Annotated in this window: 14 protein-coding genes and 8 pseudogenes; 15 read left to right on the forward strand and 7 right to left on the reverse strand. The window is 60.3% G+C overall.

Features of this window, described 5'->3' with window-relative positions; all coding sequences use genetic code 11:
- The first annotated feature begins 48 nt into the window (after positions 1 to 48).
- Both NKI49_RS27830 and NKI49_RS27835 read left to right on the forward strand, forming a co-directional pair.
- Positions 49 to 1,203: a M24 family metallopeptidase gene (locus tag NKI49_RS27830; protein WP_502899601.1), complete on the forward strand. Its 1,155-nt coding sequence runs from the start codon at positions 49 to 51 to the stop codon at positions 1,201 to 1,203.
- 312 nt (positions 1,204 to 1,515) lie between these two features.
- Positions 1,516 to 2,934, forward strand: a complete 1,419-nt coding sequence (locus tag NKI49_RS27835) for an amidase (RefSeq protein WP_352606639.1) — start codon at positions 1,516 to 1,518, stop codon at positions 2,932 to 2,934.
- A 325-nt stretch (positions 2,935 to 3,259) separates the two neighbouring features.
- Here the strand turns inward: NKI49_RS27835 and tnpC (NKI49_RS27840) are convergent.
- From tnpC (NKI49_RS27840) to tnpA, 3 genes and pseudogenes are all read right to left on the reverse strand, one after another.
- Positions 3,260 to 4,789, reverse strand: a pseudogene (tnpC, locus tag NKI49_RS27840) (IS66 family transposase); the annotation flags it as partial.
- Between the two features lie 69 nt (positions 4,790 to 4,858).
- Entirely contained in the window at positions 4,859 to 5,215 is a 357-nt protein-coding gene (tnpB, locus tag NKI49_RS27845; protein WP_352606637.1) for an IS66 family insertion sequence element accessory protein TnpB, read from the reverse strand.
- A complete protein-coding gene (gene tnpA / locus NKI49_RS27850) occupies positions 5,212 to 5,592 on the reverse strand; it encodes an IS66-like element accessory protein TnpA (protein ID WP_352606635.1) in 381 nt (126 codons plus the stop codon). Before tnpA ends, tnpB begins: the two co-directional genes overlap by 4 nt.
- 445 nt (positions 5,593 to 6,037) lie before the next feature.
- Here tnpA and NKI49_RS27855 point away from each other — a divergent pair, with 445 nt between their 5' ends.
- From NKI49_RS27855 to NKI49_RS27895, 9 genes and pseudogenes are all read left to right on the forward strand, one after another.
- Positions 6,038 to 7,720 carry an ABC transporter substrate-binding protein gene (locus tag NKI49_RS27855; protein WP_352606633.1) on the forward strand — a complete coding sequence of 561 codons (1,683 nt, stop codon included), beginning with the start codon at positions 6,038 to 6,040 and terminating at the stop codon, positions 7,718 to 7,720.
- Positions 7,717 to 8,706, forward strand: a complete 990-nt coding sequence (locus NKI49_RS27860) for an ABC transporter permease (RefSeq protein ID WP_352606631.1) — start codon at positions 7,717 to 7,719, stop codon at positions 8,704 to 8,706. Before NKI49_RS27855 ends, NKI49_RS27860 begins: the two co-directional genes overlap by 4 nt.
- Positions 8,703 to 9,635 carry an ABC transporter permease gene (locus tag NKI49_RS27865; RefSeq protein ID WP_352606629.1) on the forward strand — a complete coding sequence of 311 codons (933 nt, stop codon included), beginning with the start codon at positions 8,703 to 8,705 and terminating at the stop codon, positions 9,633 to 9,635. The genes NKI49_RS27860 and NKI49_RS27865 overlap by 4 nt, the downstream gene beginning before the upstream one ends.
- The gene (locus tag NKI49_RS27870; RefSeq protein ID WP_352606627.1) at positions 9,632 to 10,642 is read left to right on the forward strand and encodes an ABC transporter ATP-binding protein; all 1,011 of its coding nucleotides are present in this window, start codon (positions 9,632 to 9,634) and stop codon (positions 10,640 to 10,642) included. The genes NKI49_RS27865 and NKI49_RS27870 overlap by 4 nt, the downstream gene beginning before the upstream one ends.
- Positions 10,635 to 11,636, forward strand: a complete 1,002-nt coding sequence (locus NKI49_RS27875; RefSeq protein WP_352606625.1) for an ABC transporter ATP-binding protein — start codon at positions 10,635 to 10,637, stop codon at positions 11,634 to 11,636. The genes NKI49_RS27870 and NKI49_RS27875 overlap by 8 nt, the downstream gene beginning before the upstream one ends.
- 337 nt (positions 11,637 to 11,973) lie before the next feature.
- On the forward strand, positions 11,974 to 12,957 hold the full coding sequence (locus tag NKI49_RS27880; RefSeq protein ID WP_352606624.1) for an alpha/beta fold hydrolase: 984 nt from the start codon (positions 11,974 to 11,976) through the stop codon (positions 12,955 to 12,957).
- A gap of 423 nt (positions 12,958 to 13,380) precedes the next feature.
- Positions 13,381 to 13,799 (forward strand): annotated as a pseudogene (locus tag NKI49_RS27885) (hypothetical protein).
- Positions 13,796 to 15,295, forward strand: coding sequence for a prolyl oligopeptidase family serine peptidase (locus tag NKI49_RS27890; RefSeq protein WP_352606622.1), 1,500 nt, complete (start codon positions 13,796 to 13,798; stop codon positions 15,293 to 15,295). The pseudogene NKI49_RS27885 and the gene NKI49_RS27890 overlap by 4 nt, the downstream one beginning before the upstream one ends.
- 228 nt (positions 15,296 to 15,523) lie before the next feature.
- Positions 15,524 to 15,673, forward strand: a pseudogene (locus NKI49_RS27895) (helix-turn-helix domain-containing protein); the annotation flags it as partial.
- A gap of 242 nt (positions 15,674 to 15,915) precedes the next feature.
- Here the strand turns inward: NKI49_RS27895 and NKI49_RS33500 are convergent.
- The 3 genes and pseudogenes from NKI49_RS33500 to NKI49_RS27910 all read right to left on the reverse strand — a co-directional run.
- Positions 15,916 to 16,038: pseudogene (locus tag NKI49_RS33500) on the reverse strand (IS110 family transposase); the annotation flags it as partial.
- Positions 16,039 to 16,267: 229 nt separating this feature from the next.
- Positions 16,268 to 17,545 (reverse strand): ATP-grasp domain-containing protein, encoded by a 1,278-nt coding sequence (locus tag NKI49_RS27905; RefSeq protein WP_352606620.1) that lies wholly within the window; start codon positions 17,543 to 17,545, stop codon positions 16,268 to 16,270.
- A gap of 470 nt (positions 17,546 to 18,015) precedes the next feature.
- Positions 18,016 to 19,216 (reverse strand): annotated as a pseudogene (locus NKI49_RS27910) (IS256 family transposase).
- Between the two features lie 173 nt (positions 19,217 to 19,389).
- On the opposite strand from NKI49_RS27910, the gene NKI49_RS27915 reads away from it, so the two are divergent.
- Positions 19,390 to 19,545, forward strand: coding sequence for a hypothetical protein (locus NKI49_RS27915; RefSeq protein WP_352606618.1), 156 nt, complete (start codon positions 19,390 to 19,392; stop codon positions 19,543 to 19,545).
- A gap of 52 nt (positions 19,546 to 19,597) precedes the next feature.
- Here the strand turns inward: NKI49_RS27915 and tnpC (NKI49_RS27920) are convergent.
- Positions 19,598 to 20,422 (reverse strand): annotated as a pseudogene (gene tnpC, locus NKI49_RS27920) (IS66 family transposase); the annotation flags it as partial.
- 235 nt (positions 20,423 to 20,657) lie between these two features.
- On the opposite strand from tnpC (NKI49_RS27920), the gene NKI49_RS27925 reads away from it, so the two are divergent.
- From NKI49_RS27925 to NKI49_RS27935, 3 genes and pseudogenes are all read left to right on the forward strand, one after another.
- Positions 20,658 to 21,146 (forward strand): transposase, encoded by a 489-nt coding sequence (locus NKI49_RS27925; protein ID WP_352695843.1) that lies wholly within the window; start codon positions 20,658 to 20,660, stop codon positions 21,144 to 21,146.
- Between the two features lie 696 nt (positions 21,147 to 21,842).
- Positions 21,843 to 21,968: pseudogene (locus NKI49_RS27930) on the forward strand (IS630 family transposase); the annotation flags it as partial.
- 55 nt (positions 21,969 to 22,023) lie between these two features.
- A pseudogene (locus NKI49_RS27935) lies at positions 22,024 to 22,741 on the forward strand (DDE-type integrase/transposase/recombinase); the annotation flags it as partial.
- Positions 22,742 to 23,094 lie beyond the last annotated feature (353 nt).

Here is a 23,094-nt window from a genome sequence, read left to right on the forward strand (position 1 = left end):
TCGACTTGAACAAAACGGCGAATTGAAAAAGGAGTTAAGGATATCATGATGTCGTCTGCGATCCCTCTAACCGGGACCCCGTTCCCGAAATCGGAATACGAGCGCCGGCAGCAGAAGGTGCTCGAGGCGATAGCGCGCGCTAAACTCGACGGACTCCTCGTTACCGCCCATGGGCACCTGCAGTATCTCACCGGATACTGTGGAAAAGGCGGATATTTCGCGCCTTTCCCGCTGATCCTCGCGCCGGGGCGGACGCCGACGTTGGTCGCGCGCGAGTACGAATTGGGCGCCGTTCGTGCTGAGAGCTGCGTCGATGAGATCGTTCCTTATACCGAGCAGAACGACTTTGCCAGAGTCTGCGCCGATACGCTTCGGCGTTTTGGACTGCAGAACAAAAGGTTAGGCTTTGAGCTAGGCTGCTGGAATCTGGCACCAGCCGACGTAACCGCCATTCAGGCGCAAATTCCCGAGGCGAGGGTCATTGATGCAACCCGCTTGGTCGCATCTGTAGCGGCCGTGAAGACAGATCTCGAGCTCCAAGCCATGCGCGCTGCGATGGTCTTAACCGACATGGCCGTGCGCACATTTCAGCTTTCACTGCGGGAGGGCGTCACCGAATCTGAAGTGGCAGCGGAGATCAACCGGGAAGTTAAAAAAGCCGGCGGCGAACTCCAGGCGCCTGCGACGACTCTGCTGTTCGGCGAGCGAACGAAGCTGTCGCACGGAAGCCCGATGGACCACCCGATCGGAAACAATGAGCCCGCTTTCATGGAACTCGGCGGTCTCAAGCAGGGCTATTCGGCGGGACTCGTCCGGACCGCCGTGCTCGGCAGGCATCCTGAGACGGAATCTTTGCACGCCCTTTCGGTGGAGGCCCTCGATGCGGTAATTGGAGCGATTAAGCCAGGGGCAACCGCAGGCGAGGTAGATGCTGCCGGCCGGAAGGTAATCGAGCGATCTGCGCGTCCGAAGGTTCTTAACCACCGGGTCGGATACCAGACCGGCATCAATTGGACGGAACGCGGGAATCTGAGCTTGGAGCCGGATGCGACAGACGTCCTCCAGGTCGGAATGACGTTGCATATGCCAATCATTCTGTGTGGGGAGGGCGGTTATCTGCTTGGGACAAGCGAGCATGTTGTAGTGACGGAGCGCGGTGCCGAAATACTCAGCCATACACCGCACACACTCTACCGCGCGTGATTTCTTAAGCCTTAATCCGCTGGCGGCAACTGGACATGCATTGGCTGAGGTTCCTGAGAACTGACTGCACCGCGAATCCCGAACGCTCTGCTGCCAGCGGAAGCGCCTGATGCGCAAACTTCGTGCGGGCGCGACGGGAGTTGACCGATCACGCACGCACAGTCGGCTACGCTGCGCGAACGGTTGCCGCTCAGCCTCTCCCTATGTTGGGAGCGGCTATTCGGGCAAGAACAAGGCCGGACGTGTAGAACTGTAGGTGGCATTCGGCCTGAGACAAACAAGTAGATTCTAGAATAACGGGTTATTCATACATTGCGAACATCCCCTGACTGTATGACGGCATGCGAGTGCTTAGAGCTATATCGAAGGCGGCAGATTTCGCCCCTTGAGGTCGTCGATGACTGTCTGAGCCGCATCGATGCCAACAACCCGACGTTGAACGCATTTTGCATCGTCGACCACCAACAGGCGAGGTCTGTTGCCCGAGCTTCGGAGGGGCGATGGATGAAGGGGGAGCCAGAGGGACTACTTGATGGCATTCCGGCCACAATCAAAGATCTCACCTTGACGCGGGGCTGGCCCACAAGGCGCGGATCACTGTCTAGTAACGCCGAAGGACCTTGGACAGACGACGCGCCCGTCACAGCGCGCCTTCGCGAAGCCGGTGCCGTTATCCTTGGCAAGACAACCACTCCGGAGTTTGGCTGGAAAGGTGTTACCGATAGTCCACTCTACGGGATCACCCGCAACCCATGGAATCCTGACCTGACTCCAGGCGGGTCCTCGGGAGGTGCAGCAGTCGCGGCGGCCCTCAATCTTGGCTTTCTTCATCAAGGTAGCGACGGAGGGGGATCAATTCGCATACCAGCGAGCTTCACAGGCACGTTCGGCTTTAAGCCGACCTTCGGCATTGTTCCGCAATGGCCTGCTAGCGCCATGACCGCACTGTCTCATTTGGGGCCGATGACGCGTACAGTGGCCGATGCGATCCTAATGATGAATGTCATCGCACGAAAGGACGCTCGCGACGGTTATGCGGGCCCTCCTTATCCCGGTCTTGAGGTCGATCCAGCAAAATTACTCAAGGGCCGCCGAATAGGCTATAGTCAAGACCTTGGGTACGTAAAAGTGGCTCACGATATCAAAAAAGTCACCGATAAGGCGGTTGATCAACTTCGAGCTCTTGGGGCGGAGGTAGTCGAAATCAATCCGGGGTTCGCAGATCCTGTAGAGATATTCGCCACATTCTGGTTCGCCGGTGCCGCCCGGATCGTGTCGCGGATGGACAAAAAGCAAAGGCAGCTTTTAGATCCCGGCTTTCTGGAAGGTGCCGAACGCGGCATGAAGATCACGCTTGCTGAGTTTCAGGAAGCTGAGGCTATGCGTTTCGAGCTTTCCGCTCTTATGGCGAAGTTCCATGAAGACTACGACCTCCTGGTTACACCAACAATGCCCATCGCACCATTCGCGGCCGGTCAAAATGTACCAAGTGATGTTTACAAGGAGTGGGTCGATTGGACTCCCTTCACCTACCCCTTCAATCTAACGCAACAACCTGCAGCGTCGCTTCCATCGGGATTGGATGATCAGGGACTTCCCGTTGGGCTTCAGTTGGTGGGTGCGCGGTATTCAGACACGGCCGTTCTTGCGGCGGCATATGCCATCGAAAGCCGCCTGGGACATCTTTCGATGGCGAGAGCGCGTATACCCCAGCCGTCCCCTGAGCGATGAGGCCCTCCGGTGGAATCGATCCGAATCTTGTGGGGATCCTCGGGGTTCTCCGCACGCTGGACAGTTCGTCATTCAGCGTCTGACCCGCTACGATCCTCCTGCGTCTCCATGCAGCCGTCTGCAAAAAAACAAAGCGGAGTCCTAAGAGTTTTGCCACGGCACGTGGATCTTGAGGTGCGGAATGCGGCAAATCATCCATTGCGCGATTTCCAGCCTATAGATCGGATCGCTTCCGCAGTCTCAAAAACCTGCTCACCAGCGGCGTGTCCGCCGATCTCCACCGCCCGTTTGAACAGCACACTGTCAAGATTTGCGGTAAGCGGTGGGCCACGGCCTTTAGCTCGGGCGCCCGGATGTAGGCCCAGGGCAGCAGGTCGTCGATCCGGCTGTTCGGATGGCTGTTGACGATCCTGGTGAGTACGTCGGCGAGATAGCCGAGTGGCTCGACGCCATTGAGTTTGCAGGTCTCGATCAGCGACGCAATGACTGCCCAGTGTTCGGCGCCGCCGTCCGAGCCAGCGAAGAGCGCGTTCTTGCGGTTGAGCGCGATCGGGCGGATTGAGCGTTCGACTGTGTTGCTGTCGATCTCGATGCGGCCGTCGTCAAGGAAGTGCGAGAGGCCTTGCCAGCGCGAGAGCGTGTAGCGGATCGCCTCGGCGAGCTTTGTCTTCTGGCTGATCAGGCCGAGCTTTTCACGCAGCCAGGGTTCAAGATTGGCGACAATAGCGCGGCTATTTTCCTGACGCATCGCGCGACGCTCATCAGCCGATCGGCCGCGGATATCGTCCTCTATTCTGTAGAGCTCGGCGATCCGTCTCAGCGCCTCGCTGGCGATCGGCGCGGGGCCAGCGGCGGCCAATTCATAGAACCGCCGGCGAACGTGCGCCCAGCAGAAAGCGAGCGTCACGCCGCTCTGGTCGGCCAGCGCACGATAGCCGCCATAGCCGTCGACCTGCAGGATTCCGCTGAAGCCTGCGAGATGAGCGATCGGACGCTCGGCCTTCCGGTCGGGCGCATAGACATAGGCGGCGCCCGGCGGGTCGGCTCCCTGCCATGGCCGATCGTCGCGCGCATAGGCCCAGAGCTGCCCGGTCTTGGTCTTGCCGCGGCCCGGATCGAGCACCGGCGCGGTGGTTTCGTCAGCAAAGAGCTTCGGCGACGCCTTCAGCTTGCCAAGCAGCCGCTCATGCACCGGACGCAGGTGCCAGGCGGCGCGGCCGACCCAGTCGGCGAGCGTGGAGCGATCGAGATTGACGCCCTGCCGGGCGTAGATCTGCCCCTGACGATAGAGCGGCAGATGATCGGCGTATTTGGAGACCAGGACCTGGGCAACCGTCGCCTCGGTCGGAAGACCGCCCTCGATCAGCCGGGCGGGTGCCGGAGCCTGAACGACCACATCCTCACAGGCGCGGCAGGCATATTTGGGCCGCCGCACGACGATCACACGCAGCTGCGCCGGCACGATGTCGAGCCGCTCGCTCACGTCCTCGCCGATGCGATGCAGACCATTGCGGCAGCACGGGCAGGCTTGATCCTCGATGTCGACGACCATCTCCACGCGAGGAAGGTGTGCCGGCAGCGCGCCCCGATTCGCTCGGCGCTTTGCGACACGCGCCTGACGTTCGCCAAGAGCGGTCTGTGCCTGCTCTTCCTCACCGGCCGCCTCGATCTGTTCGGCTTCCTCAAGCCCCAGCAGAAGCTGGTCTTCGGGCAGCGTCTCGGCACGCCGGCCGAAGCGGTGGCGCTGCAATTCCTTGATGATCTGGATCAGCCGGGCGTTCTCGACGTCGCGCGCCAGGACCATCGCCTTCAGCGCGTCCGGATCGTCGGGAAGCTGGTCAGCCGTCATCGCCATGACCGGATCAGACCATATTCGCCGACAGGCCGCGACAGCGGAATCCGGGCTGATTCACTTCGTCGCGGGTCAGCCGGCCTGGGCTGGAACGCGGGTCCGGCGCGCCTCGTGGACACGCCGCCAGTCAAGCCCTTCGAGTAGCGCCGAGAGCTGCGCGGCCGGTAGCCGCATCATGCCGTCATGCACTTTCGGCCAGCGGAACTCCCCATCCTCCAAACGCTTGGCATAGAGGCAGACCCCGGTGCCATCCCAGAAGATCAGCTTGATCCGGTCAGTCCGCTTCGCCCGAAAGACGTAGACGGCCCCGCTGAACGGATCGGCCCCCATCGTCTCTCGCACCAGCGCCGCCAGCCCCTCCGCGCCCTTGCGGAAGTCGACCGGCTTCGTCGCCACCATGACCTTGACCGCACCCGTCGGCCCGATCACGACGTCGCCTTCAGCGCGCGGATCACTGCGCCCACCGTCTTGGAATCGGCGCCCCGGCCGACCCGCATCACAATGCCGTCGATCTCAAGCTCGATCACTCCGGCGTCTCGAGTGGCTTGCCGTTTCTGCTGCTTCGGTGAACGGCTGGCTACAGGTTCCGCCGCCGCCACAACCGCCGGCACGAAGGCAGGAGAATCTTGCTGCACCGAAGCGGCCTGTTTGCGCGCTTCGCGGCGCCAGGCGAAGACCTGCTGCGGCCTGAGGCCATACCGGCGGGCGACCTCGGAAACGACTGCGTTCGGCTCCAGCGTCTCCGCAATGATCCGCGCCTTGTCATCCACCGACCAATGACGCCGACCGCCGGCACCGTTGATCACCTCGAAACGCCGAGGCTGCCGATCCGGGTCAAGCGTAAGGTCAAGTCCAGACACAAGCCGATCTCCGATCCCAATGCAGAACCGGCAACCTCACAGATCACGACCACTCCCGAAAGGTGGTCCCCCAACAGCGCTTACGATTTGCGGAGAGGGCGAATAAGATCTTGCTAGACTCTCAAACGCACAATTGACCAGCTACCCCCTCCCGCCGCCTACGGGTGGTGCAGGCCCGCAGGGGGCACCCACTTTGGCCTCGCAACGACGGGCAACTATCTGGATTCCAGATTGTTGCAATATAAAAACCATCCTTGTGAGATCAAGCAACGGCAACTTTAATGGAAGCGCTCCAGGGGTACCGCCGCTTTTTGGTTCAGGGATGACACGCGTGTTGCGTCGCCAGCCTGTTCCAAATGCGATTAGACACATATATTTGAGGGGAGAAACTATGAACAAGTGGTCGCTCAGTCGCCGCGCCTTAGCGAAAGCAATGCTTTTGGCATCGGCTGCACCTTGGGTCATGAATTTGGAGGCGCTTGCCGGCTCATCTTGCGCCGATGGCATCGTGCGTATCGCCGGAATTGCCGCACCCGACACGATGAATCCCTTTGCCACTTGGAGTTCGTCCTGGCCCCTGTACTTCACCTATGACGCCCTGGTCGGCGTGGACGCCCAGCGCCACGACGATCGGAGGGGATTTGCCAAATCATGGTCCGTCGCCAAAAACAATCTCACGTGGACATTCAAGATTTGGCCTAGCATGAAGTGGTCCGACGGCCAGCCTGCGACGGCCCGGGACGCAGCGTTCACTTATAATTATTTGAGGGGATCCATAGGCAAGCCGGACGAACTAAACGTTGGCTATAATAATACGGGTGGCTTGGAGAACATCGAGTCCATCACGGCACTGGATGACGAGACTCTGCAAATCGTGACCAAGAGCCCCACTCGTTGGCCTGTCGATAATTTCACATTGATGGTTCCCGAGCACATCTGGAAGAACGTATCTTACGCCGAAGCCCGTAGCACCTTCCAAAACAAGCCGCCGCTGGTCGGAACCGGGCCTATGATCGTTTCAGAATTTCAACCCGGACAGTTTGCCAGTCTCGCGCCTAACAAGTACTTCCGCGCGGGGCGACCGGCGACGGCCGGCATGACCTACCGCTTCTTCAGTACTGCCGATCCTATCGCTCAGGGGTTGAAGAGTGGCGATCTCGATTACGGAATGAGCTTAACTGCTGCCCAGTGGGAGGAACTGTCGAATGATCCTGCCATCGCAGTAGGGGAATCGCGCGTCGAGCAGCGGAATTACCTGGCCTTCAACACGTCGTCTGGGAAGGGGGCAGGCAGCACCAAGGCGCTGCAGGATCCGGCGTTTCGCGATGCGATAGGCTACGCAATCGACCAGAAGACGATTGTCGATCGGGCTTTCCGCGGGCACGCCGACCCGGGGGTTGGACTCGCAATGCCGGTGGCGGCCGATTACTACTCGGATCTGAGCGAAATCAGGCGTCGTTTCGACCTTGCTGAGGCAGAGCGGCGGCTTGATGCCGCCGGCTATCGGGATACCAACGGCGACGGTCTCCGTGAGGACCGGGAGGGAAACCCGTTCCAGCTGGAGCTGATCACAGGGACCTCGTCGGGTGTCCTTGAAATGCCGACCGCGGCCATGCAGCTTATCGCGGGCTGGCTCGAGCAAATTGGCATACCTGTCACCGTGACTCAGCTCGATTCCGGCGCGCTCAACGCCCGCACTGCAGCTCCGGCGGATGGCGGCGGCGGGTGGGATCTGCTCATCAGCGCAGGCTGGCTGGGTCCATCGGCTCACGACCTGCTCAGCTTGGGCAGCGCAAAGGAAATAGGCATTCACAACACATCGTATTGGAAGAGTGATAAATTCGACGCGCTCCTGTCTGAAGTCGAAGTCACTGTCGACCTCAAGAAAAGCCAGGAACTAGTCGATCAGGCGGCGCGCCTCATTTACACCGAAGCGCCGTATATCATGCTGTGCTATCCCTTCTTGCTCGATGCTCATCGCAAGGATTGTTTCGTCAGTTGGGGTACGGAGGATGCGGTGTCGATGTGGGGCTATTTCCCGTTTGATCGCCTGAAGCCCGTAGCTGCGCCGTGAACGGAGGCGGGGCGAGCCGGCATATCGGACGCATCCTCATCAGGGCGATTGTGACGCTTCTGATGGTGGCGATCCTGAACTTCATCCTGTTCCGGGTCATTCCAGGTGATCCCGCCAAGCTTTTGCTTGGCGGTGGGCGTATCAGCGCAACCGCTGAGCAGATCGAGGCGCAGCGCCAGAATTGGGGCCTCGATCGGCCCCTGTTTCCGGACCAGTTGGTCGACTACCTGTCGGCAACTGTCCGGGGCGATTTGGGCTACAGCTTCAAATTCAGGGGCAGGCATGTCGCCGACCTGATTTTGAAGCGCTTGCCAGCCACTATCATCTTGGTCGGGATTGCTCAGTTAATTGCAATTGTTATTGGGGTGATGCTAGGGATCTATGCGGGCTGGCGCCGAGGAGGAGCCTTCGACAAGGTCGCCACGGTTGCCTCTCTGCTGCTCTATTCAACGCCCTCGTTCTGGGTGGGCATGATCCTTGTGGTGGTCTTCAGCACGAAGTTGGGCTGGCTTCCAGGCTATGGTGCATACTCACCCGGGGCTAACATCGGTTCCCTTGACTGGACGCTTGATTATCTGCGGCATCTCGCGCTCCCAGTTACCGCGCTAGCCCTTGGGTTAATCGGTCAATACGTTGTGGTGGCTCGTGCTGCAATGAGCGACGTCATCACTGAGGACTACATGGTTACTGCACGGGCGAAAGGGCTGACCAATGGTCAGATGCTGCTGCGTCATGCATTTCGCAATGCGATGCTGCCGGTCGTGACCTTGATTACCCTCAATCTCGGCTACGTGGTAGCAGGTGCCATTACTATTGAAACCGTCTTCGCTTGGCCGGGGATCGGTGGGCTGACGGTAGAGGCGCTCAATGCGCGGGATTACCCAGTCCTTCAAGGGATATTCCTGTTGCTTGGTGCCTCGATTGTTCTCGCAAACCTCGTAGCCGATCTTGCTTACGGCATTCTTGATCCGCGAGTACGGCAATGAGTGAAAGTATAGTTCGAAATTCGCCGCGGGGCCGGCGGCGCGCGATAAAGGGCTTTCTGCGTCAATTTCTCAGCTACGGCGGCGCTCAGGTAGGCCTCGTATGTCTGGTATTCTTTCTTGTTGTGGCAGCGGTCCCGAATATTCTGGTAGGGCCGCTTCAGACTGCGATCAATGCAACCGGCGATTTCCTCGTACCCCCATCAGGCGGGCATCTACTCGGCACGGACGAAGTCGGGCGGGACGTGCTCAATCTGGTCGTCCATGGCGCACGGATCTCTCTTACGATTGCGCTGCTGGCGACCGTGATCAGCCTGGTCGTCGGCACTACGATCGGTATGACCGCGGGCTACTACGGTGGCAGGGTTGACGTCTGGCTGATGCGCTTGACGGACTTCTTTTTTGTCATGCCGTCCTTCGTGCTGGCGCTGGTCATCACACCCGTGGTTCTCGAGGTGATCGGGCGCGGCGGAGATTTCCTCGGCTTCCGTCCTTCTCTTTTCGTGATCCTTGTCGTTATCGGCATGACAAGCTGGTCGTTTGTCGCACGCATCGTTCGCAGCCAGACACTGTCGCTTAAGGAGCGAACATTCATTGATCGCGCACGCGTTGTGGGCAGCAGCAATTTCAGCATCATGGTTAGGCACATCCTGCCCAATCTCGTGCCGCAAATCGCAGCGAATGGTGCCCTGGTCGTCGCCGGCGCAATCTATGTCGAGACGTCGCTCTCGTTCCTCGGGCTTGGCGATCCGTTGCAGCCTTCATGGGGCACTTTGCTTTCGCTCGCTCAGCGCGCCGGTGCGGCCAGTGCTGGAGCCTGGTGGTACCTCGGCGCCCCCGGAGCGTGCGTGCTTTCGGTTTCGCTGAGCTTCGTCCTGATTGGTAACGCCCTTGATGACACCTTCAATCCACGGCGAAGGGTTATTCCATGACAAACTTCTCCGAGGAAAAGCCTCCGCTTCTGGAAGTTAAGGGCCTTTCTGTTGACTACGGGCTCAAGGGCGTTTCATCGCGTGCGATCGACCGCGTGAGCTTCTCGCTCAGAGCCGGAGAGGCCGTTGGTCTCGTCGGAGAATCGGGCAGTGGGAAGACCACGACCGCGATGGCGATCGCGGGTCTGCTATCGCCCAATGCAAGGGTCAGCGAGGGCGGCGAGGTCCGTTATCGCGGAGAGCGACTGCCGATAGATGACGATGTGGCGATGCGGCCACATCGCTGGAGCGAAACGTCCGTCGTCTTCCAGGGCGCGATGAATGCACTCAATCCGGTACACCGCATCATCAAGCAGATCGCTGAGCCGTGTATGCTGAAGCTCGGTATGTCGCGGGGCGAGGCGACTGCGCGGGCAAGGGAACTGCTCGAACTCGTCGGCATTCCGGCGGATCGTGGGCGCGCCTATCCCCACGAGCTCTCGGGCGGCATGCGCCAAAGGGTGATGATTGCCATGGCACTCGCGTGTCGCCCCTCAGTCATCATCGGTGACGAACCTACCACGGCGCTTGATGTCATAACACAGGCTCAAATTCTGAAGTTGCTGGGTGAACTGCGATCTCGGATTAGCCTTGCCCTGATCTTGATCACGCACGACCTTTCTGTAGTGGCTGAGTGTTGTGATCGCGTGATGATCATGTATTCCGGCCGCATCGTCGAGGACGGAACAGTTGCTGAGATCTTCGCCCAACCTAAGCACCCGTACACCAGACTGCTGATCGACTCGATCCCGAACCCGGCGAATGGCAAAAAGATGATCCGGCCAATACCAGGTGATCCGCCCAACCTGGTGAATCGACCCTCAGGCTGCGCTTTCCATCCACGTTGCCCGTCGGCCATGGGGGTTTGTGCGACCGAAGTCCCCAGCCTCGATAAGGTCGGGCGGGGACGCGTCGCCTGTCACCTTCACCGGTCCTCGCAAGAAGACAAGGTTGCAGTCCATGCCTGACACCGCCGACATCCTGCGCCTTGAGAGCCTGCAGGTCCGTTTTCCTGTCCAGGGTGGACTGTTCGACCATGTCCTAGGCCGACCTGCTGGCGCCGTGCGCGCGGTGGATGGGATCGACCTCAACATCGGACGGGGTGAGATCGTCGCCTTGGTCGGGGAGTCTGGAAGCGGCAAAACGACCGTGGGCCGCGTCATCAGCAAGCTTGCCCAGCCGACAGGCGGCAGAATGTTATTCGAAGGCCGCGACATGACGTCGGTTCAAGGCTCCTCGGCCTTGCGTCCCTACCGGCATCGCGTGCAGATGATCTTCCAGGACGCGTATCAGGCACTCAACCCGCGACACACCGTGTTCGATATTGTGGCGGAGCCATTGCGTTCTCTGAGGCTCGTTGAAAATAACACCCAACTTACCGCGAGGGTGAGCAAAGCCCTTGCGGCCGCCGGACTCAATCCTCCCGATGACTTCCTCGCTCGCTTCCCCCACGAGCTGTCTGGGGGGCAGCGCCAGCGCGTCGTGATTGCTGGAGCACTTGCTGTCAGGCCGGAGCTGATCGTTGCTGACGAACCTGTCTCGATGCTCGATGTCTCCATACGCGCACAGATTCTCCAAGTCCTGGTTGACCTGCGCTCCAAGCACAACATGGCGCTGCTGTTTATCACCCACGACTTGCCTCTCGCCTGGTTGATCGCCGACAGAATTGCCGTCCTGTATCTTGGAAAATTGGTCGAGATCGGCACTGCCGACGAGATCACATTCAAACCTCGCCATCCGTATACCGTCGCCTTGCGTAACGCCACACCGCAGGTTGGCGCCAATGCAGGTTGCGTCGAGTTGCCGGCCCTGCAGGGCGAGGTTCCAAGTGCCGCCCATGTGCCGAAAGGCTGCCGTTTCCATACGCGTTGCCCGCTGGCCTTCGACCGCTGCCGGCAAGACGAGCCGCCGGCCGTCGAAGTCGGGCCGCAGCACATGTCTGCATGCTGGCTAGCACTGTGAACGCCGGCGCAGCACTGTTCAGACTTGCTCAGGCGTCGAGCGTAGGCTGCCCAGCAGGAGCGGGTGTAATGATCAAGATAGTCGCACAGCATAATTTATCGCAATATCCGGGACGGCCCTGCAACTGCGATAATTTGCAGTCGGCTGCCCCGTTTGGTGCGCGCGCGTACGTGTCCATCGTCCAGAGCTGCAGTCAACACATCTCACTCTCCCAGAGAGGCACGGTAAAACCGTGGGAATCTTTGAAAGTAATCATCGGTTGTGACAGAAAGCATCCTTGAACCCGGAGCAGGAGCAAGGCGGGCTGCTCTCTACCATATTGTGAGGAAACACGATCTTGAAAAGACCACACTATACCCATCCATCCTTCCAGACGGATCCATCCGCGGCTGCATCGTTTGTAGAAGTTCAGAAGGAACCATCTTTCATCGAGAAATATCTGACCCCGCGCGTCTTCGAAGTCCAAATGTCGCAAGACAGGACCGTCCGCGCCTATGAGGTTGGGCCGCCTGACGTTCCTGTCGTTGTCGGGATCCATGGGACCCCCAGCACTGGGCTTGGCCAGGTTGTGAACTACATAGCCAGCGGCGCAATCTTCTGTCGCCTCGTTGCGTTCGATCGTCAAGGCTACGGGGGCTCAACCCCGGAGCCCGGGCGTAAGGTCCGCGACATCGCCCCGGTCGTGGAGGCCATCCTTGATGACTTATCAGTCGACACTGCAGCGGTGTACGGCCATTCTGGAGGTGGAATGCTCGCGCTTGCTACCGCAGCGCTGCTACCCAAGCGCATTTCGCGGGCTGTGTGTAGTGCCGGCAATGGCCCAAACTATGGTTCGGGGGGGTTCGACTACGCCGACGGTCCTTCGCCCCTTATGCGCGAGGAGATCCTTGAGGCGCGAAAAGGTCCACAGGCATCCCGCGAATTCTACCGCCGTGTGCCCTACAAATTGCGCGATCCTGAAGTTGAGAAACAGTTGTATTCTGAAAATGATCGTCGCATTGCGCGCTTACTGGCCCCCTTAAGAGACAAGATCACTCAACAGCTGGCGTTGCCTAAATCTGCCTATTCGGAAGAAGATGCCTACGTTGATGATGTTCAATCATGGGTGCAGCCATGGGGCTTTGAATTGGCATCAATAACGGTACCTACCAGGATCTTTCATGGCCTCGATGATCTCCAGGCGGCGCGGCGTCACTCCGAGTGGCTGCAGACCCAGATCCCGAATTCGAGCTTGGAGCTTTTTCCCCACTTCGGGCACAACTTGAGCCAACTCATGCCCCATATGTTGGCGTGGCTGATGCAGGACGAGGTTCGATCCTAGTGCGCATCCACCGCTTGGCAGCAGGAGCCTCCGACAGAATTGGTATCGGGGCAGGATCAGGCCCGTCTCGGCACGCCATTCCGGCGCTGCGGGTATTCCGAAGTGAGGTCGGAACATGTGGTCGCGCGGTGGCTGGCGAAGTTCAGCATCGGCGGTTGCGTTGCAGCGGCTTTGGCGCGTACCGCACGCGGTGCTGCCATCGTTGGGGGGAGAAAAGATGGCAATCACGGCACCATCGCTCGATAGACGGTTTTCACGCTATTCTCTAGGAGGAACATTGATGCGCAAACAATATTGCTCGCGAACAGTCGCAGTAAAATACCCTTGTGTTCACGTTGGGGCGATATGATGCGAGACGAGCGCCCGCAACCACCGCTTCCTCGTGCCGAGCCACGGATTCGGGTCCTTCATGACGACGTCACGATGGATTGGTATGGCTGGCTCCGCGACCGGGAGAACCCTGACGTTCGCGCGTATCTGGAAGCCGAGAACAGTTACGCGGAGCAAGCGACAGCGCACATGGCAGGGCTCAAGGCGGAACTCATTGCCGAGATCGAAGGGTGTCAGCCTTGCGAGGGCGCCCCGCCCGCGTTCCAAGTTGGGCCTTTCGAGTACTTCCAAAGACACGAGCCGGGACTGCCTCATCCGGCGTGGTGGCGCCGGCCCGTGCCCGGAGGCTCGGCCGAGCTTGTTCTCGACCCGAATGCAATTTCCGGGGCCTCGGTGTCTTCGAACCGAGCGATGACGGGCGTTACATCGCGTTTAGCTTTGATCTCATCGGTGACGAGCGCTACGAGTTGAGAGTTCGGGACACGACTGACGGCCGCGACCGTCTGGCGTGAGCCGCGTCGCGGCGGTTGGGCCGTCTGGGCCGCCGACAATCGGACGTTTTTTTTCACACCTGGAACGGAGTGACCGGCGGCGACATGATCAGATTGTCCGGTTGGACGTCAAGGTAAGCGACTCTCAGGTAATCTTCGAGGAGGCCAACGAGCGACTTGAGGTACTGGTTCGGCGTTCTGACAGCGGCGACTGGTTGTTCCTCGACGTACTTACGACATCGCACTGTTCGGCCTTCGTTCAGCGAGGCGCTGCAGAGGTGTGGTGCCTTCCTGCTGACGAGCCTGGGGGGCAGTGGCGCCGGATCTTGGCGCGCGAACTCGGATACGAGATTTTTGCCGAGCACTGGCAGGACACGTTCCTGTTCCGCGTGAACGACAATGGACCGTACTGGCGTCTCGTGCGGGCGCCGATAAGTGACCCGTCACGTTCGCGCTGGGAGGAAGTCGTTCCACATCAAGCCGGGGTGACCCTCGAGGAGGTCCACGTCCTCGAGCAGCACTTGGTTGTCCTGGAGCGAGAAGGTCTTCGTCCTCGCCTGGTCTCACGTGACCGAAGTGGTAGGGTTAGGGCAAGGATCTTTCCTGATCAGCCCAGTTGTACGCTCACCGTGGGCTTGTCGGCAGGCGGTCGTCATTATTCGGCCGCACGGCATGCGTTCCGAGGCTCGAAGCTGACTTACTCGGTCAGCTCGTTTGTGACGCCGGAAACATTCATTGAGCATGATTTCGCCGATGACCAATCGGCAATCCTACATCAGTCCCGGATTCCGGAATATGACCCGGATCAGTACGTTGCGTCCGTCGTTACGGCGAAGGCGGAAGACGGGGCTGAGATCCCGATCTCGCTGGTCGCGCGTCGCGATCGTGCAAGCCCCGGGCCGGTATTGTTGTATGTATACGGCTGTTATGGCATGCCGAGTTGGCCGAATTTCATCAGTTCCCGCTTGGGCCTGATCGATCGTGGAATCGCTTTCGGTATCGTGCACATACGAGGGGGCGGCGAGCTCGGCCGCCCATGGCACGAAGTGGCGACACGTGATCGGAAACTTGTTACCCACACCGATCTGATCGGCGCTGCCGAGGGGCTCGTTGAGCAGGGATTCGCCACGCGTAACGGCATTGTCATTTGGGGTAAGAGCGCTGGCGGGGGCGTGGTGCTGGCCACGGCCGCCTTGCGGCCCGACTTGTTCTGCGCCGTGGTCGCAGAGGTTCCACTCACTGACATCGTAGATACTGAGATGGACTTCACGATGCCGTATGCCATACAGGAAACGGCGGAGTACGGCGATCCCCATATAGGACACGAGTATCAGTACCTGCGCAGCTACGACCCCTACTACAACCTCAGTGTCGATCGGCCGCTTCCGCCGACGTATGTCGACAACGCGATCGATGACGGCCAGGTGCTCCATTACCAGCCCGCTCGCTACGTGGCGCAGCGTCGGTCCTGCGCCGCCGATCACGATCCCGAGCTTGTCTTTCGCACGCGGACGTAGGCGGCCACAATGGGGCTTCACATGGGCCTGGCGTAGCTGAGGAAGCAGCATTTCGCATAGGTTGGGTTCTCGATCAGCTTCGACGCGCGAGCTGCTGAGCGCAGTTCCATGCGAACCCCGATGATGAGTCGGCCGTGACTTAGAGCACGTCCTGTGATCGATGAATCGATTGTGATGTGACGGCTGCGTTTTGTGCTGATTCAACGTCCACCTCGATGGAGGTTGACGATGGGAAAAGCATTGAGCGTGGATTTTCGGTCGCGGGTTTTGAAGGCTTCGGACGAGGGCATGTCGGCGCGGCAAGCGGCGGCGCGGTTCGGTGTCGGGATATCGAGCGCGATCCGCTGGATCGGCAGAGCCAGGAGGGGCGAGACGACGAAGAATCTTTGGTGCAGGCTGCTGCGCGTGTTAGGGTGCTGCCATGTGTTCGGCCTCTCATTGCGGCCTTCTCATGGCCGCGGGCCAGTACGGGAGTTCGCGGATCGGGTCCAATTCAACCTGGCGCGCTCAAGGCGCGTATCCATGATCTGGTTTTCCTGATCCCGTCTCGTTGACCGTTGCGCCATACCTGTCCTTCGACCTTCTCACGCCCTCCCGACAGCCTCGACCGCTTCCCGCACTCAGGCGGCGACGGTCGGAGCTCGGTAGATTCCCCCCTTCGTCATCAGAGCCCATGCGATGCGCGCGGTCTTGTTGGCCAGCGCCACAATCACTAGCATCGGTGGCTTGCGCGCCAGCATTCTATGAACCCACGAGCCGGATGGCGCGCCTTTGCGTTTGGCCCAGCGAACCACGGCGCTGGATGCAATGATGAGCAGGCGCCGCAGCGTTCGCTCACCCATCCGGGACGTTCGTCCGAGCCGTTCTTTGAGTTGTGTGCGTCAAGTTCTGCAAATTCGCCGAGAGGGGGCGGTCATGGCAGGCTGGTGATGCTCAACGTCGGCGCTCCATCGCTACAATGTCCAGTAAAGATCACCTCGCATGTGGCACTCCCAGCGCGGTGCGGGGCTCAGGTTGTTCCCCTTCGCCAAGGGTCGGAAATGGCGTGATTGACCAACCGATTACGTCGACGGCATGCTGAAGTATCGCCTTAGTCTGAGCAACGTTGGGGGAAGTTGCCACAACATGGCCGATCCAGTCCCGGTAATCGCCCTGCCTGACGATCGGCGCCTTGGGTTCAACGTATAATTTAACATCGGCGACACCTGGCACGGCAGCCGCACGATCGCCGCCATTGATCCAATCGAGGGTGCCATCGCGATCGGCAACTAGGATCCGCGCTGCCGCACTCATCGAATGCTTTCTGCGCAAATCCCATTCCTCGCCGACAACGCCCTTGATGTGCTCGGTGATCAGATCGACGCCGTAAGCCGCCTGAAACAGTTGAGGATCGGGCACGCCACCAAGACGGGGATTGACTTCGATGACGACTGGGCCACGCTTGGTCCACCGGAGTTCGATGCTGGTTGGCCCCCAACCAAGACCGAGGGCTCGCAAACAGCTCAGCGAAACATTGGTGATACGCTCCTGCTCGTCATCAGTCAGGAGGGCCGGAAAAGTGAACTCACGATAAACGAAATGCGGTGGTGGACCGAAGTCAGCGGTGCTAATCCCAATGACCTCATTTCCCATTATATAGGCGCCATAATGGGGGCCCTGTGCGAATTCTTCGACCAGTATCCTGGGCGATGACGGCCAAATGTGCTGCCCACCCAACAGGTAGTTCGTATGTTCCGCCAACTCATCGAAGCCGCGGCACAATCGAACACCCAAGCTACCGTAGCCTACGGCTGGCTTAAGAATGACCGGCAGCCCGATCTCCGCAGCGGAGTTTTTTACGTCCACCGCATTCGCTGCCAAGCGATAGGCAGGTATTGGAACGCCAGCCTTCGCGAGGAGTTGACGTTGGGTGAATTTGTCACAGCATTGTTCAATGGATGTGGGATTCGGTCCTGGTAGGTCGAAATACTCGCAGAGCTTGCCAGCCGTCGCGTAGAACGATTCCGTGGGGCTCGTAATGCCAGCAATGTCATACGTCAAACGTAGCCGAGAACATTCGCGGATTAGCGCATCGAGGTTGTTTGTCTCGGCCCGGATTGCCTCAATACCTTCCGCTGCAAGATAGTCGTAATCGGTTGAATCAATCGACAGAGTAATAGGATGAAGGAGAAGACGCTGGGCCGCTTGGACGAAGCGCGGCATATTAGAGGCGCCGGTGCCTTCAATTAGGATGAGTGCTCTTCGCGCCATTGGCCTGTTGACTCCCACGTTGCATGCTGTGCGTCGGTCCCTGCGCAGTTCGGCACTTAGCCGGGCCGGACTTCAGACTTTGCGGAACATACCATTGTCAATTGGCCGCGTTCACAAACATTCGATAAAGTTATATGAAGCTCTGTTTAAATTAGGTGTCTTTCCGGACTATGGGGGATCAGTCAAGCGGATCCTTCATTGAAGGATAAGCGCCGCGATGACGCAGGCCATCCGAGCAGCATACAGCGAACGAACCTCCACTCAAGGAACTCGCCATCCAGCACGGCCACACCCTCGCCGCTCCCCCATAGAAGCTATGCGACGTCCACCTCGTGGTGTCTGGTATCATGAGGCGATCCTCAAAGTTGTGTGCGTCAAGTTCTGCAAAAATGGCGTGGCATCGCGGTGACGTCGGGGGTGTCCGTCGCGCAGCCCCCGTGTTTAGCGGAGCGGCGGACACATGACGGTGCTCAGGCGGCCAAGGCCCTCAGGCTCTCCTTCTTGTGCTCGCGCAGTTGATCCATGTTCAGATAGCGGGTCGCCTCGAGCCAGTTCTCGTGGATCTCCACCGCCAACGCCCGAACCAGCCGCAGGCAACTCCGCGGGTTGGGGAAGATGCGGACGACCAGGGTGCGCCGTTTGATCTCCTGGTTCAGCCGCTCCAGCATGTTGGTCGATTTCATGTGCTTATGATGGGCAAGCGGCAGCCGATAGAAGCTCAGCGTCTCCTCGATATTGTCCTCCACCCAGTTGACCAGCTTCGGGTATTTGGCCTGCCATTTGGCGATCCACTGCGCCAGGTCGCGCTTGACCTCGGCAAGGTCGCGCCGGTCGTAGAACCATCTGAGCTCCATGAGGCAATCGTCGTCGACCTTGCGCGGCACGTAGTCGAGCGCGTTTCTGAGGAAGTGCACGTAGCAGCGCTGCCAGACCGCTTCGGGCAGCACTTCGCGGATTGCCGCCCTGAGCCCCGGATGGTCGTCGGAGACGACGAACTCGACGCCGGCGAGCCCGCGAGTCTTGAGCCCCGTCAGGAACTCGCGCCAGCTCGAATGGCTCTCCCGGTTGGCCAGCTTCAACGCCCAGAACCTGGCGCCGGCCCTCCCAATCCACGCCGATCGCCACCAGCACCGCCTGGCTGGCGATCACGCCCGCCTCGCGAGCCCGCTCGTAGCGCGCGTCCAAAATGAGATACGGATAGCTTTCCGTGAGCCGCTGCTCAAAGAACGCCTTCAGCGCCTCATCCAGCCGCGTCGTCGCCTCGCTCACCGTCGAGGCCGAGAAGGAGTGGCCGCACAATTCCTCCGTCACCGCCTTCACCTTGCGGGTCGAGACGCCCCGCACGTACATCTCCACCAGTGCCGACACCAATGCCTTCTCCGAAAGCTGGTAGCGCTCAAACAACTCCGTCGAGAACCGGCCGGCCCGATCCTGCGGAACGCGAAGCTCCAGCACCCCAACCCGCGTCACCAGCTTGGGCTCGTAATAGCCGGACCGGTAGCCAATCCGTTCCGTCGTCCGCTCGCCTTTCTCGGCCCCGATCGCCTCCGTCATCTCGGCTTCAAGAACCTCCTGCACGACAGTCTGCAATGCCTGGCGAAAGCCGTCCTCATCCGACAACAGCAACGCTTTCAACTCGCCTCTGCTCAGTCTAACTTCTCGATTGGTCATGGCACTTCCCCTTCCACGGGAATCGGTGATTGCAACGTCACCATCGTGCCATGGCCGCTCGCCCCTCAGAGCAAGCGCCGTTCTCTCTCCAAAACTTTTTGCAGAACCTTCAGGACACTATCTCCTCAAAACCCGAACCGCGAGGGAGGAGTCACATGGCATGCAGGAAGGAAATGGCAATCAGAGAAGACGACACCTCGAAGGTGCCGACGATCTACATGGCGCTCGATCTCGGTCGCCGCCGCTGGACAGTGGGTATGCTTCTGCCTGGAGACCGGGTCGCCCGGCTTTTCCAGATCAACGTAAGCGCTATTTTCGCTGCACGTTGACGCGAGCGCTTTCGACGGATGGCCTCCGAATCGGGAACGGTATCTGGTCTGATCAGGCTGCTGTTGCTTTGGCGAAGTTGAAGGGCAGCAGATCCTCGATGACTGCGTTCTCGGGGCGCTGAGGTAGTTCAGTGAGGACGTGGCGCAGCCACGCTAACGGCTCGACGCCACAGGCGCGGCAGGTCAACATCAGGCTGTAGATGACGGCGCTGGCCCTGGCTCCGTCGACGGTATCGCTGAACAGCAAACTTTTCCGGCCAGTGGCAAAGATTCTGATGTCACGCTCAAGAAGATTATTGTCGATCGGCATGCTGCCGTCCTCGGTGTAACGAGTCAGGTATCCCCATTGGTTCAGGGTGTAGGAGACGGCGTCGCCGAGCTTGCTGTCCGGCAAGACTTTTGGGGCGATGTCGTCGAGCCATGCCTTGAGAGCATGGAGGATGGGGACACTATGTTGCTGGCGGAAGCGGCGAATGCAGTGATCTCGCGTTTCGCCGTCATCGGGGATTTCGTTCCGCGCCTGCCTTTCAACCCGGTAGAGCTGTTCGAAGAACCGGAGCGCCTGTTCCGGCGGGCCGCCGCCTTTCTTCCTCGCCTTTAGGGCATCGACGAAGCGCCGCCTCGAATGGGCCATGCATCCAATATGCGTTGCTCCCTCCAGCGTGCGCCAGGCGGAATAACCGTCGCTCATAACGATGCCGTGGTAATCGCCCAAGAAGGTCTGCGGGTGTATCTGGCCGCGACCCGGCTGATAATCGAGCAACACGATCGGCTCGTCACTGTCGTGGCCGCTCCGGTATGCCCACATGTACGAGATGCTGGCGGCCTCTCTGCCCATTTCCTTCAGCACCTGGACCGTGGTCTCGTCGCCATGGATGGTGAACGAGCGCACCGCCCACCGCAACCGCATCAAAGGCTTGCTGGCGGCCCAGGGCATAACGGCCGTCAAACTCGGGGCGCGCAATTGGTTGGATCGGCTCGCTGACGCGCGCACCGGCGATGGCCGGATACTGGGCACAGCACTGCTGGAGGAGATCCGCCGCGAGGGCGAACGGCTTGCCGTGGTCGAGCGCCAAATCAAGGCGGTCGAGGCGGCGCTACGTACCGCGCTGATGGCCGATACCCCGTTGGCCGCCAAGGCCTGCAAGCTGAAACGCCTCAAGGGGCTCGGCGAGGTCTTCGCCAGCGGGCTGATGCACGAGGCGTTCTGGCTCGACTTCGCCAACCGCCGCCAGGTCGGTGGCGCCTTCGGGCTGACACCGTGGCCGTGGGACAGCGGCGACATGCACGGCGACCAGCCGTTCAGCAAGGTCGGCAATCGGCGGGCGCGAACGTTAGCGATCGAATGCGCCTGGATGTGGCCTTCATCAGCCCGACAGCGCCCTGGCGCGCTGGTGGCGAAAGCGCTTTGCCGGCGGCGGCAGACGGGTGCGCCGCATCGGCATCGTCGCCCTCGCCCGCAAGCTGATGGTGGCGTTGTGGCGCTATCTGAAAGAGGATCGGGTTCCCGAGGGCGCGGTGCTCGCGTAGCCCCCGCTCCTCGAAGCGGACGCCGACGCCCATGGACGTCGAGCGTGCCGGGATGGGGGTGTGCCGCTTAGATGCTAGGCCGCATGCGCGGCACGTCCCATAGAAAGAGCCGCCCCCGCCCGGAGCGCCCTGCAGCAAGCAGCTTTTGGTGATCGGCCCAAGGCCGGAACGAATATAAGGTGTAACAGGCGACCCCCTGTTCAATCATGCGCTTCGTCGGTGAGAGAAAGAAACATACGCATCGCTCGTCGTGGTCTGAAACCGGGCGCGGCGCGAGGACCGGCGCGGTCAATGGTGGCGCAGTGATGATGGCGCGATAGCACGAAGGCAACAAGGCTGTGATGCGAAGGGCGGCTGAGTCCCTTCGTTCCCCCCCAACCGCGTAGCCTAGCGCCGTGCTCGCGCCGTCAAGGCCGCTGCGCGACGCCTTCGGCGGTGGCCTGACGGGCCCAGCCTTGACTGCGTTTGCGCGCGGCGCTTCCCCGAGCCGTGAGGTCGGGGACGAAGGGATGGTCGTTGCGGTCGAAGAAAGGGGGGTAGATACCCTCCCCAGCACGACCCTTTGCGGAAGTTGACGCATCACAACGACATGGCTTGACGAGAGCGCCCGCATATAAGCGTCTACGGCGCTATTGAGGGCGCGCTCGCGAGCGGCCTCGCTACCGCCGTGCTACACCTGTATGGGAGTACCTCATGCCAAGCCGATGATTGCTCGGGGATGCAAGTCCCATCCGGCCAAAACCGTCGCGGGCAAGCCGGGACCGACGCTGCTGCGAGCAAACGCCGAGAGAACCATCAAGGCTTTGTGGGACGCGGTCGGCACGGTCGTCGACCTCTTCACCCCAGTCGAATGTGCCAACTACTTCAAAGCCGCAGGATATGAACCGGATTAAACAGGACGTGCTCTAGCTGTTTGATCCCAGGCTTTGACGGGGCATCCTTTGCGCTATGGGCCAGGTTCTTCATGGGAGCGCCACGACGACAGAGGCGGTCCGTCGAGCGATACAACATAGTCAAGAGAGCCTGAGAGCCCTGGCCAAGCGCTACGGGATTAACCAGAAGAGGGTCGCGAAGTGGCGGGAGCGGACCTCAACAGCTGACCTTCCGACGGGGCCGAAAGAGCCGCGGTCGACGATTCTTTCGGTCGAGGAGGAGGCCGGTCATCGTCGCTTTCCGGCGCTACACGCGGCTGCCGCTCGACGACTGCCTCTATGCTCTGCAGCCGACGATTCCGAACCTGACGCGATCTCCATTGCACCGCTGCCTGCAGCGCCATGGCATTGGCCGTCTGCCCGATGTCGAGGGCGACAGGCCGGCGAAGAAGAAGTTCAGGGGCTACCCGATCGGCAACGTCCACATCGACGTTGCCGAGGTACGCACCGAGCAAGGCAAGCTGCACATGTTCGTCGCTATCGACCGCACCTCGAAGTTCGCCTTCGTCGAACTGCACGAGAAGGCTACCACCGCCATCTCCAGAGACTTTCTGCTGCGCCTGATCGCGGCCGTCCCCCACAAGATCCATACCGTGCTTACCGACAATGGCATCCAGTTCACCACGCCTGGTGCAGGAGGGTCGGCCGTTCCCCTCATCAAGGAGGCCATCGTAAACGGCGAGCGCTTCGAGTATCCCTGCGCCACAAACGGCATCGAACACCGCACCACCAAGGCCTGTGATCGACAAGAGCCTTTTTGATAAATCTGCGCTATTCTCCTGTCGCGCACGGACGACCGCGTGGCGAAGAGCAGGGTCCGAGGTGAGAGCCCTGCCGCGCAGCTTCTATCGTCGCACCTCGTTTGCGGCATCCGTGCGCGCCTTTCTCGGGCCTCGCGGGTTCCAACCGGCGACGAAGCGTGCATAGGCGCTCTCGGCCTGCTCCACCCACCGGCGCTCTTCTTCCCGGTGGCTCTTGATGTTGTAGGCGTGGGCGGGCCCCGTTTTGGCGGCCCCCGGCGTGGGCCCCGCCGTGTGTTGCACCACAGTGTCTTTTACACATATACCCGCCCCCCCGCCAAGCGGGC

It is taken from the genome of Mesorhizobium sp. M0587, from assembly GCF_040320945.1.
Lineage (GTDB): Bacteria > Pseudomonadota > Alphaproteobacteria > Rhizobiales > Rhizobiaceae > Mesorhizobium.